The sequence below is a fragment of the Nocardia sp. NPDC055053 genome (genome assembly GCF_053608285.1).
On record NZ_JBSGVD010000043.1, the window covers coordinates 1 to 13,015 of the forward strand.

Genomic DNA, 13,015 nt, shown 5'->3' on the forward strand with positions numbered 1-13,015 from the left:
CGTTGCTTGCTCCTTCGTCGCCTACGCAACGGCGCCTGACCGACGGGACGGCCGCGAACCGCCGCTGACGCGGCGGCCCCTCCTCGAGGTCGGGGCGTGGTGGTTGCGTCGCCAGGATGGTGCCGGCCCTACGGCGAGACGAGGCCGTCCTTGGGTGAGCCGTTGACCCCGTTCTGCTCGCGCCAGCGGGTGGTCAGCACCTCGTTGACCTTGCGGGGGTTCTCCTGGTGGGCATAGTGCCCCGCACCCGGAATCGGCACCAGGGTCCGATCCGGCGACAGGCGTGCCCCACGGTGGATCGTGGCGGGCAGCAGATAGGGGTCGTGTTCGCCGCGCAGGCCGAGCACGGGGATGTCGATCGGGGTGCGCATGGTCGCCATGAAGCGCTTGCCGTCGGGACGCCACTGGCTGCGGAAGGACCACCGCTGGTACTCCAGCGCGCTGTGCGCGGCGCCGGGGATCCGGATGGCGGTGCGCATCCGCGCCGCGGTTTCGGCGAATTCGGCCGTGCGCGACCAGGATTCGCTCACCCGTTCGCGCAGCAGCCGCTCCACCTCGGCACCGTCGCGGCGGGTGAGCAGGTGCTCGGGATAGCGCGGCAGCTGGTAGCGCAGGAAGTCGGGCAGCCAGGTGGCGCGCTGGGCGGGATCGCGCAGGACCGCGCTCTTCAGTGCCGCGGGGTGCGGTGAGCTCACCACGGCGATCGAGCGGACCAGCCGGGGATGCAGCACCGCGGTGGCCCAGCAGACCAGTCCGCCCTCGGCGTGGCCGACGAGCGTGGCCTCGGTGTGGCCGAGCGCCCGGATGAGGCCGGCGATGTCACCGGCGAGGGTCCAGCCGTCATAGCCGCGCGGTGGCTTGTCGGTGTCGCCGTAGCCGCGCAGGTCGACGGCGACGGTGCGATACCCGTGGCCGGCGAGCCCGGTCAGCTGATGCCGCCACGACCACCAGAAGTCGGCGAAGCCGTGCAGCAGCAGCACCAGCGGGGCATCGGACCGGTCCGGGCCGTCGGCCTCGACGACGTGGAAGCGGATCCCGTTGGCGTGCACGTCCCGGTGCGTCCACGGTCCGTCGTAACGGACGCTGGACGGATCCGGGGATGAGTTGGACGACACGCCGATCGAGCCTAGTAGGCGGGTCCGGCCGTCGCGACCGGGCCCGCCCGGCGCGTCATCGGTTGGCCGACTTCTCCAGCGCGGGAGTGTGCTCACTGTGGGTGAGCGCGGCAGGCAGGACCTCGGCGGCCTGCTTGAGCGAGTTGATCGTCTTCTCCGGCGCCCGCAGCTTGCGGACCTTGAGCCAGCCGAGCAACGCGAGCAGCGCGGTGGCGGCCACCATCAGCACGAACACGATCAGGAACGCGGCCCAGCGGTACAGCCACACATCCAGCAGTTCGGCGAGGAAGAAGAAAAAGAAGAACGAGCTGAACAGCAGCACGGTCAACGCGAGAATGAAGAAGACACTGCCGGTCAGGCCCTTGCGGACCTCGGCGGTGACCTCGGCCTTGGCCAGCGCGACCTCGGCGCGCACGAGGGTGGACATCTGCTCGGTCGCGTCGCGGACGAGGCTGCCGATGCTCGCCGATCCGGGCGGGTTGGCGTCGGTCAACGGGATGGAAGTGACCGTGCGACCGTCATTTCCGCCTTGGGTGTAACTCACTTCGTCGACCCTTCTCCCTGTCCTGGCACTACTAGGCCTCACTGTCCGGTTGTAACTCGTCCGCGTCGCGGCGTGCCTGGTGCACATGTCCTCGGCGCAACAGTAGCGCCGATCCGAGCAGCGATGCTGCCATGGAGGTCACCAGGACGGCGGCCTTCGCCAGATCGATGGCGTCGTCACCGACATCGGCCAGCGCGAGTTCCGCCACCAGCAGGCTAACCGTGAATCCGATCGCACCGAGTACCGACAGGGCGAAGATGTCGCGATATTCCAGCCCCGCCGGTCGTTTCGCCACGCCGAAGCGGATCGCCAGCCAGCTGATTCCGAAGATGCCGATCGTCTTGCCGAGCAGCAGTCCGAGGATGATCGCCAGCGACAGCCGGTCGGTGAACAGCGAGCCGAACACCGCGCCGTCGAGCGGGACGCCGGAGGCGAACAACGCGAACAGCGGCACGCAGACACCGGCCGAGATCGGCTGCACGACATGCTCGAGATGGGTGGCGGGCGCCAGCTTCTCACCGGGGTCCCTGCGCACCCGGGTGAGCAATCCGAGCGCGACACCGGCCAGCGTCGGATGGATACCCGCTTCGTGCAGCGCGTACCAGCAGACCAGCGCGACCGGAATGTAGAACAACGGCGTGTGCAGCCGCTGCCGTTGCGCCAGCGCCCAGGCCGCGCAGCAGGCGATGGCGACGCCGAGCCACAGCATCGACAGCGACGCGGTGAACAGCACCGCGATGAGGATGATCGCGAGCAGGTCGTCGACCACGGCCAGGCTCAGCAGGAACACCCGCGCGCTGGCGGGGATCCGCGAGCCGGTCATCGCGAGTACGGCGAGCGCGAAGGCGATGTCGGTGGCGACCGGGATGGCCCAGCCCTTGTCCATCCCTGGCACGCCGTTGCCGACCACGATCGCGATCACGGCAGGGGTGACGACGCCGCCGACGGCGGCGATGACGGGCAGCGCGGCCCGTTTGGGGTCGGCCAGCTCACCGACGACGAATTCGCGTTTGAGCTCGAGCCCGGCGACGAAGAAGAAGATCGCGAGCAGCCCGTCCTTGGTCCAGTCGGCCAGGGTGAGATCGAGGTGCAGCGCGGAGATACTCAGATGGGTGTCGACCATCGTTTGATAGCTCGCGCCCCACGGTGAGTTCACCCAGATCAGCGCGATGGCCGCGGCGATGAGCAGCAATGCTCCACCGACGGTTTCGATGCGCAGATAGCGCGTCAGCTCATTACGAACACGGGTGATCACGGGCGGGCCTTTCGGCAGGGTGGACAGCGCTGCGGGCGCTCATCCCGTCGGAGGTTCACGACCGCATGCCGACCAGGCTTCCCGGCACACCTGACGGCGATTCTAACGGATACGGCCGGTGACATCGCACGTCACCGGCCGTATCCTGCGCGTTCGCTGCGCGCCCCGCTCAGTTGCCGCCGGTGCGGATCGCCTCGAAAACGCCGGGGTCGACCAGCGTCGAGGTGTCGCCGAGTTCGCGGCCCTCGGCCACATCGCGCAGCAGCCTGCGCATGATCTTGCCGCTGCGGGTCTTGGGCAGCTCGGGCACGATGTGGATCTCGCGCGGCTTGGCGATCGGGCTGATCTCCTTGGCCACTTCGGCCTTCAGCTCGTCGACCAGGGCCGGTCCGGCCTGCCCGGCCGCGTCACCGGTGAGGATGACGAAGGCGACGATGCCCTGCCCCGTCGTCGCGTCGGTCGCGCCGACCACGGCGGCCTCGGCCACGCCGGCATGCCCGACGAGCGCGGATTCGACCTCGGCGGTGGAGATCCGGTGACCGGAGACGTTCATGACGTCGTCCACCCGGCCCAGCACCCACAGATCACCGTCGGCGTCGAGCTTGGCGCCGTCGCCGGCGAAGTACCAGCCCTGTTCGGGGTAGCGGTCCCAGTAGGTCGCCCGGTACCGCTCCATGTCGCCCCAGATGCCGCGCAGCATCGACGGCCACGGCTTGTCCAGCACCAGGTAGCCGTTGGCTTCGGTCTCGCCGAGCTGCACCGGCTTGCCCTCTTCGTCGACGACCTTCGCCGAGATTCCCGGCAGCGGGCGCATGGCGGCGCCGGGCTTGGCCGCGGTGACGCCGGGCAGCGGGGAGATCATGATGGCGCCGGTTTCGGTCTGCCACCAGGTGTCGACGATGGGGGTTGTGTTGGCGCCGATGACGTCTCGGTACCAGCGCCAGGCTTCGGGGTTGATGGGTTCGCCGACGGAGCCGAGCAGTCGCAGAGTGGACAGGTCGTGGGCGTCGGGGATCTCGCGGCCCCACTTCATGAAGGTGCGGATCAGCGTCGGCGCGGTGTAGTAGATGGTGACGCCGTACTTTTCGATGATCTCGAAGTGACGGTGCTCGTTGGGGGAGTTCGGAGTGCCCTCGTAGACGACCTGGGTGGCGCGGTTGGCGAGGGGCCCGTAGACGATGTAGCTGTGGCCGGTGACCCAGCCGATGTCGGCGGTGCACCAGTAGACGTCGTGGCCTGCTTTGTGGTCGAAGACGTTGTGGTGGGTGTAGGCGGTTTGGGTGAGGTAGCCGCCGGTGGTGTGCAGGATGCCTTTGGGTTTTCCGGTGGTGCCGGAGGTGTAGAGGATGAACAGGGGGTGCTCGGCGGGGAATGCCTGTGCTTCGTGTGAAGGCGAAGCGAGAGCGACGGTTTCGTGCCACCACAGGTCACGGCCATCTGTCCACGGCACCTCGGTCCCGACCCGGCGCACCACCAGCACGTGCTCGACCGACGACGGCACATCACCCTTGGCGGCGAGCGCCTCGTCGACGGCCTCCTTGAGCGGCGCCGGCTTGCCGCGCCGCCACTGCCCGTCGGTGGTGATGATCAGCCGGGCCTCGGCATCGTCGACCCGCTGCCGCAGCGCGCTGGGCGAGAAGCCCGCGAACACCACCGAGTGGGTGAGGCCGAGGCGGGCGCAGGCCAGCATCGACACGATCGCCTCGGGCACCATCGGCAGGTAGATCGCGACGCGGTCGCCCGCCTCGAGGCCGAGCTCGGTCAGGTAGTTCGCGGCGCGCGAGACCTCGTCGAGCAGTTCGCGGTAGGTGATGTCGCGGGAATCGCCCGGCTCGCCCTCCCAGTGGATGGCGACCTGGTCGCCATGCCCGTCGACGACATGCCGGTCGACACAGTTGTAGGCGACATTGAGCTCACCGTCGGCGAACCAGCGCGCCACCGGGGCATCGGCCCAGTCCAGCACCTGGGTGAAGGGCTTGTGCCAGTGCAGCCGGTTGGCCTGTTCGGCCCAGAAGCCGTCGCGGTCGGTCTCGCCGCGGTCGTAGAGGGCGGCGCCCGCGTTGGCGGAGGCGGCGAACTCCGCGCTCGGGGGGTACGAGTCCTGGTGTCCTGCAGCGGTTTCGGTCATGTCGAATCAGCCTCACATGCCTGGTGCGGTCGGGTCGGGCGCGGGGGGCTCGCCCCTGCTACCTCGACAGTAGTCAACCGGGGTGCCCTGTCGGGGCGTTGTATCGGCGAGGTTTCGCGGGCAAGTTCATCCGATGACTTCGCGGACAGACCGGCCGGTCGCGGGCTATCGTTTTAACTCAACCGTTCAGCTGATGGTTCCGAGAATTGTTCATTCTTTTCTGTCGAGCATAAAGCGCGTTATGCCACGGGAATCGAACCGGGAGAGAGCGTTGAGATTCATCAAAGCGACTGCGCTGATCGCAGCGGGCCTGGCGGCCACCAGCCTCAGTCTTACTGCGTGCTCGTCCGACGACAGTGCCGACGCGAGCATTGTCACCACCAACGCGGGAGAACCGCAGAATCCGTTGGTGCCGACCAACACCAACGAGAACATGGGTGGACGCGTCGTCGACCGTTTGTTCGCGGGGCTGAAGTACTACGACGCCACCGGTGAGGCGCACGACGAGATGGCGGAGAAGATCGAGACCGCCGACCGCAAATCTTACCGGATCACGATCAAGCCGAACTGGAAATTCACCGACGGCACCACGGTGACCGCGAAGTCGTTCGTCGACGCGTGGAACTACGGCGCGCTCGCCTCCAACGCGCAGCTGCAGAGTTACGTGTTCACCCCCATTGTCGGATTCGACGAGGTGAATGCCGAACAGCCCAAGGCGCAGACGATGTCGGGCCTGAAGGTGGTCGACGACCGCACCTTCACCGTCGAACTGAAATCCCCTTCGATCGATTTCGAGAGCGCCCTCGGCTACGCCCCGTTCTATCCACTGCCCGATTCCGCCTTCAAGGACATGAAGGCCTTCGGCGAGAACCCGGTCGGCAACGGCCCCTACGCCTTCGAATCGTGGGAACACAATGTCAAGATCGACTTGAAGCCCAACCCGGATTACCCCGGTGGCCGTCCGGCCAGGAACAAGGGCCTGCGGTTCGTCATGTACCAGTCCTACGAGACCGCCTACGCCGATCTGCAGGCGGGCAATCTCGATACCCTCGACACCATTCCCGACAGCGCGCTGACCTCCTACAAGAGCGATCTCGGCGACCGCGCGATCACCAAGCCGACCGCGCAGAACCAGCACATCGGCATCCAGACCACCGTGCCGCACTTCGGCGGTGAGGAAGGCGTGCTGCGCCGCAAGGCGATCTCCATGGCGATCAACCGCCCGCAGATCATCGAGAAGATCTTCAACGGATTGCGCATTCCCGCCCGCGATTTCACCGCATCGACGCTGCCCGGTTTCAACGGCAACCTGCCGGGTGCGGAAGTGTTCGACTACAACCCGGATCAGGGCAAGAAGCTGTGGGCGCAGGCCGACGCGATCTCGCCGTGGTCGGGCAAGTACACGATCACCTACAACTCCGACGGCGGCCACCAGGCCTGGATCGAGGCCGTGGCCAACAGCGTCAAGAACACCCTCGGGATCGACGCCGTCGCCAACCCGGTACCGACGTTCAAGAACGTGCGTGACGCGGTGAACGCCAAGACGATCGGCACGGCCTTCCGCTACGGCTGGCAGGGCGACTACCCGACGATGATGCAGTTCCTGTCCTCGCAGTACTACAGCTACTCCGAGACCAACAATGTCGACTACGACAACCCCGAGGTGGACCGCCTCTTCGACGCCGCCATGGCCGCGCCGACCCAGGCGGAGTCCTACCAGCTGATCGCGCAGGCGCAGACGATCATGATCAGGGACATGGCCGACATCCCGGTGTTCGACTATGTCGCCGCCGCGGGCCGGTCCGACAGGGTGACCAAGGCTGAACTGGCCTGGAACGGCCTGTTCGACTTCGAGAACATCGAGAAATAGGCACTCGGAGCTGGGCCGGGCCACGTGAAGTGGCTCGGCCCCAGTCGTTTTCGGAGGAATGATGGCTTGGTACATACTTCGGCGCCTGCTCCAGATGATTCCGGTCTTCCTAGGCGCGACACTGCTGATCTACGCGATGGTTTTCCTGATCCCCGGTGACCCGATCAAGGCGCTGGCCGGTGAGAAACCACTGACCCCCGCCGCCGAGGCCGCATTGCGCGCCCGATATCACCTCGATCAGCCGTTCATCGTGCAGTATCTGCACTATCTGAAGGGAATTCTCACCCTCGATTTCGGCACCTCGTTCTCGGGCAGGCCGGTGCGCGAGGAACTCCAACGCGCCTTCCCGATCACCATCAAACTGGCGTTTCTCGCGGTGCTCATCGAGGGTTTCTTCGGCATCGTGTTCGGCCTGATCGCGGGCCTGCGCAAGGGCAAGCTGTTCGATTCGACGATGCTGATCGCCAGCCTGGTGATCATCGCGCTGCCGGTGTTCGTCGTCGGTTATCTTGCGCAGTACTTCCTCGGCGTGAAATGGGGGATCGCCCCGGTCACCGTCACGGGCAAGGCGAGTCTCGGCGAGTTGCTCGTGCCCGCCTTCGTGCTCGGCTCGCTGTCGTTCGCGTATGTGTTGCGGCTGACCCGTAACTCCGTGGCGGAGAACAAATCCGCCGACTATGTGCGCACGGCGACCGCGAAGGGACTCGGCCGCCGCCGGGTGGTGACCGTGCATATCCTGCGGAATTCGATGATCCCGGTGGTCACCTTTCTCGGTGCCGATCTCGGTGCGCTGATGGCGGGCGCCATCGTCACCGAGGGCATCTTCAATATTCCCGGCGTCGGCGGCACCGTGTACCAGGCGATCATCCGCGGCGAGCCGCCCACGGTGGTGTCGTTCGTGACGGTGCTCGTGGTGGTGTTCCTGGTGATGAACCTGCTCATCGACCTGCTCTACGCCGCGCTCGATCCGAGGATCCGTTATGCATGAGAGCCAACAGCATTTCGTGGCCCCCGCCGACGAGGTGGAGGTGCTCGCCACCGACCGGGTGGTCGACACGGGCACCCCGACCAGCATCTGGGGCGACGCGTGGCGGCGGTTGCGCCGCAATCCGGTGTTCCTGGTCGCGGTGGTGCTGATCGTGCTGGTACTGCTGGTCGTGGTGTGGCCGTCGCTGTTCACCAGCCAGGACCCGAAGCAGTGCCTCGGCGAGTTCGGCATGGACGGCCCACGTCCCGGTCACCCGTTCGGGTTCGACAAGCAGGGCTGCGACGTCTACGCGCGCACGATCTACGGCGCGCGGGCTTCGGTCAGTGTCGGTGTCGGAGCGGCGATGCTGTTCCTCCTGGTCGGCGGGGTGCTCGGGGCGCTGTCCGGCTTCTTCGGCGGCCTGGTCGACACGATCTTCTCGCGGATCGCCGAGATCTTCTTCGCCATCCCGATGGTGCTTGCGGCGATCGTGCTGTTGCAGCTGCTGCGGCCGACGACGGTACTGACGGTGATCCTGATCCTCGTCGCGTTCACCTGGCCGCAGGCGGCCCGGATCGCCCGTGGCGCGGTGATCGAGGCCAAGAACAGCGAATACGTCACCGCTGCCAAGGCTTTGGGTGTGTCGCGGTTGGGCACCTTGGTACGGCACGTGCTGCCGAACGCGGCGGGCCCGTTGATCGTGGTCGCCACGCTGTGGCTCGGCGTCTTCATCGTCACCGAGGCGACGTTGTCCTTCCTCGGCGTCGGCCTGCCGCCCGACATCGTGTCCTGGGGCGCCGATATCGCCCGCGCGAAGTACGAGATCCGTACCTCGCCGATCCTGTTCTACCCGGCGGCCGCGCTGGCTCTCACCGTGCTGAGCTTCATCCTGCTCGGTGACGCGGTGCGCGACGCGCTCGATCCGAAGGGGCGCACCCGATGAGCGACGACACACCACTGCTGGAGATCCGCGATCTGGATGTCGGCTTCACCACCGACGGCAAGCAGGTGCCCGCGGTACGCGGGGTGAATCTCACCGTCTTTCCTGGTCAGACCGTCGCCATCGTCGGCGAGTCGGGGTCGGGCAAGTCGACGACCGCGCACGCGATCATCGACCTGCTGCCCGGCACCGGCAAGGTGACCGGCGGGCAGATCCTCTTCGACGGCAAGGACCTCACCAAGGCATCGGCCAAGGAGATCATCGCGATCCGTGGCAGCGGCATCGGCCTGGTGCCGCAGGACCCCATGTCGAATCTGAACCCGGTGTGGAAGATCGGCTTCCAGATCAGGGAGACGCTGGTCGCCAACGGCATCGCCACCGGTGACGCGGCCCGCGAACGCTCGGTGGAGCTGCTGGCCGAAGCGGGGATGTCGGATGCGCGGCGGCGGGTCAACCAGTACCCACACGAGTTCTCCGGCGGCATGCGCCAGCGCGCGCTCATCGCGATCGGGCTCTCGTGCAGGCCGAAACTGCTGATCGCCGACGAACCGACCTCGGCGCTGGACGTCACCGTGCAGCGGCAGATCCTGGGCCACCTCGAACAGCTCACCACCGAGCTGGGCACCGCGGTGCTGCTGATCACCCACGATCTCGGCCTGGCCGCGGAACGGGCTGAGCATCTGGTGGTGATGTATCGCGGCCGGGTCGTGGAATCCGGCCCGGCACTGCGGATCCTGCGCGATCCGCAGCACGCCTACACCAAGAAACTGGTCAATTCGGCGCCTTCGCTGGCCGCGCAGCGGATGTCGTCATCGCGGGAGCGCGCCGCCGTGCGCGCACAGGCCGTCGAGGTGGCCGAGGCCGGGGACTCGATCGGTGACACCGTGCTGGAAGTGCGGGACCTGACCAAGGCGTTCAAGATTCGCGGCAAGCGGCCGTGGCAGTCCACCGACTTCGTCGCCGTCGACGAGGTGAGCTTCACCGTCGAACGTGGCACGACCACCGCGATCGTCGGCGAGTCCGGCTCGGGCAAGTCGACCATCGCGCAGATGGTGCTCGGTCTGCTCGAACCCACCTCGGGCACGGTCGCCTTCGACGGCAGGGACGTCGCGAAGCTGGACAGCAAGGGCGCGTTCGCCTTCCGTCGCCGGGTGCAACCGATCTTCCAGAACCCGTACGGCTCGCTCGACCCGATGTACTCGATCTTCCGCACGATCGAGGAGCCGCTGCGGGTGCACAAGATCGGCACCGCCAAGGAGCGGGAGGCGGTCGTGCGCGACCTGCTCGACAAGGTGTCGCTGCCGTCGTCGGTGCTGCGGCGCTATCCCAACGAGCTGTCCGGCGGGCAGCGCCAGCGGGTCGCGATCGCGCGGGCGCTGGCCCTGTCGCCCGAGCTGGTGGTCTGCGACGAGGCGGTCTCGGCGCTCGACGTCCTCGTGCAGGCACAGATCCTCACCCTGCTCAACGATCTGCAAGCCGAGCTGGGGCTGACGTATCTGTTCATCACCCATGACCTGGCCGTCGTCCGGCAGATCGCGGACAATGTGCTGGTCATGCGGGAGGGCAGGGTGGTCGAGGCCGCGACCACCGACGAGGTGTTCGCCGCGCCGGAGCAGGAGTACACCCGGGCGCTGCTCGAGGCGATCCCGGGACGGGAGCTGCTCACCGGGTAACCGGCCGTCGACGATGTGTTGGCGACGACCGGCCGAGTCGACGCGGTCGGGGTCGCCGCGTCCAAGTGGACTCGGGCGCGGCGATCGGTGGTTCCGGTTGTCGCGGGGCGAAGGGGCCGGGCGTCGGGCTGCCCGTGCGTCGCGACGCCGAAATCGCCGCGTAGTCGCAGCTCACAGGCGTACCGTGAGCGGGGTCCGAGGTGGTGCGGATCGCAGGGGCAGGAGACGCCGATGGATCGGATCGATGCCGAACGACAGGCCGAGCTGGAATCGCGCAGGCGCCGGGCGCTGACCCCGGCGGCGAAGCGACTCGCCGAGGTGCCGTGGCCGGACCGCACCTGGCCGCGGATCCGTGGGCTGGACGTGGCCGTCGGGGAGACGGTGTTCGAACGGTAGCCTCGTATGCCGTGACTGATCCGCTGCAGCCCCTGGTCGACCTGCCCGGCGTGCGTGAAGCCGCCGACAAGGCCCGCGACGCGCTCGCCGCGGTGCATCGGCACAAGTCGAACCGGCGCGGCTGGGCGACCACCGCCGCCGAAGCGGCGGTCCGCGCCGCGCGGTCCTCGGCCGCCATCGAAGGCGCGAGCACCGACCTGCCCGCCGACGGGCAGGTCAGCGATCCGGTGCTGGCCGGCGCGCTGCGGGTGGGCCAGGCGCTCGACGGTGACGCGCTGACGAACCTGGTCGGCACCTGGCAGCGCGCGCCGCTCCAGGCACTGGCCCGGCTGCATCTGCTCGCCGCCGCCGACCTGGTCGCCGACGAACAGGAACTCGGTCGGCCCCGATCCACCCCCGGTGTCGCCGAGCGTCTGGATCTGCTGGTGCAAACAGTCCAGACGAGCAAGGCGCCCGCGCCCGTCATCGCGGCGGTCGTGCACGGTGAGTTGCTGTCCCTGCGACCGTTCGGCACCGCCGACGGTGTCGTCGCGCGGGCGGCGTCGCGCCTGGTCACGGTGTCGAGCGGGCTGGATCCCCGGTGCCTCGGCGTGCCCGAGGTGTTCTGGCTCCGGCGCAGGCAGGCCTACCTCGACGCGGCCGCCGGGTTCGGGATGGGCACCGCAGAGGGTGTCGGCGGCTGGGTGCTGTTCTGCGCCGGCGCGCTCGAAGACGGTGCCCGCGAAGCGAACTCGATCGCCGACGCCGCTGCGGGCTGAGGCTCCCCACACATCGAAACGGGCGGCGTGCCGATTACTCGGTCTCGCCGCCCGCTAGCACGGAACACCTGGTTACCAAGCGTGCTCGGTGGGTTGTGTTCGGTGGCCTCGGCGATCATCCGAGCCCCGCCGGTTCATCCCCGCAACCTGTGCGAGGCGTTCGCCGACGACTGCCCGAATTTCGCAGGCCCACAACTCTGCTGCCCTTGTCGCGGCGCGCTCCGCGTGGGTACCTGGCGTCCGTGCTGGGAAGGGTGGGATGGGAGGCGAAGCCTTCTCTTCCGGCTCCGTCTTGGCCTTCCGTCCTTCCGTAACTCCATTCTTACACTGTGATGGCATTCACATCAAGGGTTTCGAAGGCATCACCGGATACGACTGTTTTCGGCGTGTCGCCTGGCGATTCGTGCTTCTCCGTCGCAGGTCAGCGACGTTTCCGCAGCAGTCGGTAACTGATGGCGCCCGCGATGATCGCGCTCAATCCGACCGCCGCCGTTGCCGCGACGGTGGTGGTCGACGGCGCCTGGAATCGCGACCACAGCGACACCGGATTGGAGAAGGTGAGCACCGGCCAGCCGCGCGCGACGGCCTCCTTGCGCAGCGCGCGGTCGGGGTTGACCGCCGTCGGGTGGCCGACCGCGCTCAGCATCGGCAGGTCGGTGATCGAATCGGAGTACGCGTAGCACCTGGACAAGTCGTAACCCTCTGCCGCGGCCAGCTTTTCGATCGCGGCGACCTTGCCTTCGCCGTAGCAGTAGAACTCGATGTCGCCGGTGTACTTGCCGTCCTCGACGACCATCCGGGTCGCCTCGGTGTGCGAGGCGCCGAGCACCTCAGCTATCGGGGTGACGATCTCCTCGCCGGACGCCGAGACGATCACCACGTCGTGCCCGCGGATCTTGTGATCGGCGATCAGATCGGCGGCCTCGGCGTAGATCAGCGGGTCGACGAGATCGTGAAGTGTCTCGGCCACAATGGATTTCACCTGCTCCACATCCCAGCCGGCGCACATGTTGGCGAGGTTTGCCCGCATTCGTTCCATCTGGTCGTGATCGGCCCCGGAAAGCAGGAACAAAAAGTGCGCGTAGCTGCTCTCCAGCACGGCGCGACGGTTGAGCAGACCCTGTGCGTAGAACGGTTTGCTGAACACGAACGCGCTCGACTTCGCGATCACCGTTTTGTCGAGATCGAAGAACGCCGCGACGCGCCCGCCGGGCACCGGCGCTCGGCCCGAATGGGCGAGTCTTGTGTCCGGAAGCGGAGTCTGGTCACGTTCGGCCGTCACGTGAACAGGATAGGCACGCCTCGCGCGGAGTGCAGGAGGCGGCCGTCCAGGGCCCTCCGTAGGGTTTGCCCCGGGGACGCCGGAGGC

General features: G+C 67.5%; 11 protein-coding genes. 6 read left to right on the forward strand and 5 right to left on the reverse strand.

Going from position 1 to position 13,015, the window contains the following annotated elements:
* Positions 1–128: 128 nt before the first annotated feature.
* The 4 genes from ACWF82_RS30000 to acs all read right to left on the reverse strand — a co-directional run bounded on the left by ACWF82_RS30000 (position 129) and on the right by acs (position 5,042).
* The gene (locus ACWF82_RS30000; protein WP_452506613.1) at positions 129–1,115 is read right to left on the reverse strand and encodes an alpha/beta fold hydrolase; all 987 of its coding nucleotides are present in this window, start codon (positions 1,113–1,115) and stop codon (positions 129–131) included.
* A gap of 55 nt (positions 1,116–1,170) precedes the next feature.
* Positions 1,171–1,659: a phage holin family protein gene (locus tag ACWF82_RS30005; protein ID WP_452506614.1), complete on the reverse strand. Its 489-nt coding sequence runs from the start codon at positions 1,657–1,659 to the stop codon at positions 1,171–1,173.
* Between the two features lie 31 nt (positions 1,660–1,690).
* A complete protein-coding gene (nhaA, locus tag ACWF82_RS30010; RefSeq protein WP_452506616.1) occupies positions 1,691–2,914 on the reverse strand; it encodes a Na+/H+ antiporter NhaA in 1,224 nt (407 codons plus the stop codon).
* A 169-nt stretch (positions 2,915–3,083) separates the two neighbouring features.
* Positions 3,084–5,042 (reverse strand): acetate--CoA ligase, encoded by a 1,959-nt coding sequence (gene acs, locus ACWF82_RS30015; RefSeq protein ID WP_452506618.1) that lies wholly within the window; start codon positions 5,040–5,042, stop codon positions 3,084–3,086.
* Between the two features lie 241 nt (positions 5,043–5,283).
* Here acs and ACWF82_RS30020 point away from each other — a divergent pair, with 241 nt between their 5' ends.
* The 6 genes from ACWF82_RS30020 to ACWF82_RS30045 all read left to right on the forward strand — a co-directional run bounded on the left by ACWF82_RS30020 (position 5,284) and on the right by ACWF82_RS30045 (position 11,646).
* Positions 5,284–6,912 (forward strand): peptide ABC transporter substrate-binding protein, encoded by a 1,629-nt coding sequence (locus ACWF82_RS30020; protein WP_452506619.1) that lies wholly within the window; start codon positions 5,284–5,286, stop codon positions 6,910–6,912.
* A gap of 61 nt (positions 6,913–6,973) precedes the next feature.
* Positions 6,974–7,900 (forward strand): ABC transporter permease, encoded by a 927-nt coding sequence (locus ACWF82_RS30025; RefSeq protein WP_452506621.1) that lies wholly within the window; start codon positions 6,974–6,976, stop codon positions 7,898–7,900.
* Positions 7,893–8,822, forward strand: a complete 930-nt coding sequence (locus ACWF82_RS30030) for an ABC transporter permease (protein WP_452506623.1) — start codon at positions 7,893–7,895, stop codon at positions 8,820–8,822. The genes ACWF82_RS30025 and ACWF82_RS30030 overlap by 8 nt, the downstream gene beginning before the upstream one ends.
* A complete protein-coding gene (locus ACWF82_RS30035) occupies positions 8,819–10,492 on the forward strand; it encodes a dipeptide ABC transporter ATP-binding protein (protein WP_452506625.1) in 1,674 nt (557 codons plus the stop codon). Before ACWF82_RS30030 ends, ACWF82_RS30035 begins: the two co-directional genes overlap by 4 nt.
* Before the next feature lie 231 nt (positions 10,493–10,723).
* A complete protein-coding gene (locus ACWF82_RS30040; protein ID WP_379078752.1) occupies positions 10,724–10,888 on the forward strand; it encodes a hypothetical protein in 165 nt (54 codons plus the stop codon).
* 11 nt (positions 10,889–10,899) lie between these two features.
* The gene (locus ACWF82_RS30045) at positions 10,900–11,646 is read left to right on the forward strand and encodes an oxidoreductase (RefSeq protein ID WP_452506627.1); all 747 of its coding nucleotides are present in this window, start codon (positions 10,900–10,902) and stop codon (positions 11,644–11,646) included.
* Between the two features lie 421 nt (positions 11,647–12,067).
* Here the strand turns inward: ACWF82_RS30045 and ACWF82_RS30050 are convergent, their stop codons facing one another.
* The gene (locus ACWF82_RS30050; RefSeq protein WP_452506629.1) at positions 12,068–12,928 is read right to left on the reverse strand and encodes an HAD family hydrolase; all 861 of its coding nucleotides are present in this window, start codon (positions 12,926–12,928) and stop codon (positions 12,068–12,070) included.
* Positions 12,929–13,015: the final 87 nt, after the last annotated feature.

Coding starts and splice junctions, on each gene's coding strand:
- acs (WP_452506618.1), bottom strand. CDS start 5,042: ATGACCGAAACCGCTGCAGGACACCAGGACTCGTACCCCCCGAGCGCG.
- ACWF82_RS30020 (WP_452506619.1), top strand. CDS start 5,284: ATGCCACGGGAATCGAACCGGGAGAGAGCGTTGAGATTCATCAAAGCG.
- ACWF82_RS30025 (WP_452506621.1), top strand. CDS start 6,974: ATGGCTTGGTACATACTTCGGCGCCTGCTCCAGATGATTCCGGTCTTC.
- ACWF82_RS30030 (WP_452506623.1), top strand. CDS start 7,893: ATGCATGAGAGCCAACAGCATTTCGTGGCCCCCGCCGACGAGGTGGAG.
- ACWF82_RS30035 (WP_452506625.1), top strand. CDS start 8,819: ATGAGCGACGACACACCACTGCTGGAGATCCGCGATCTGGATGTCGGC.
- ACWF82_RS30040 (WP_379078752.1), top strand. CDS start 10,724: ATGGATCGGATCGATGCCGAACGACAGGCCGAGCTGGAATCGCGCAGG.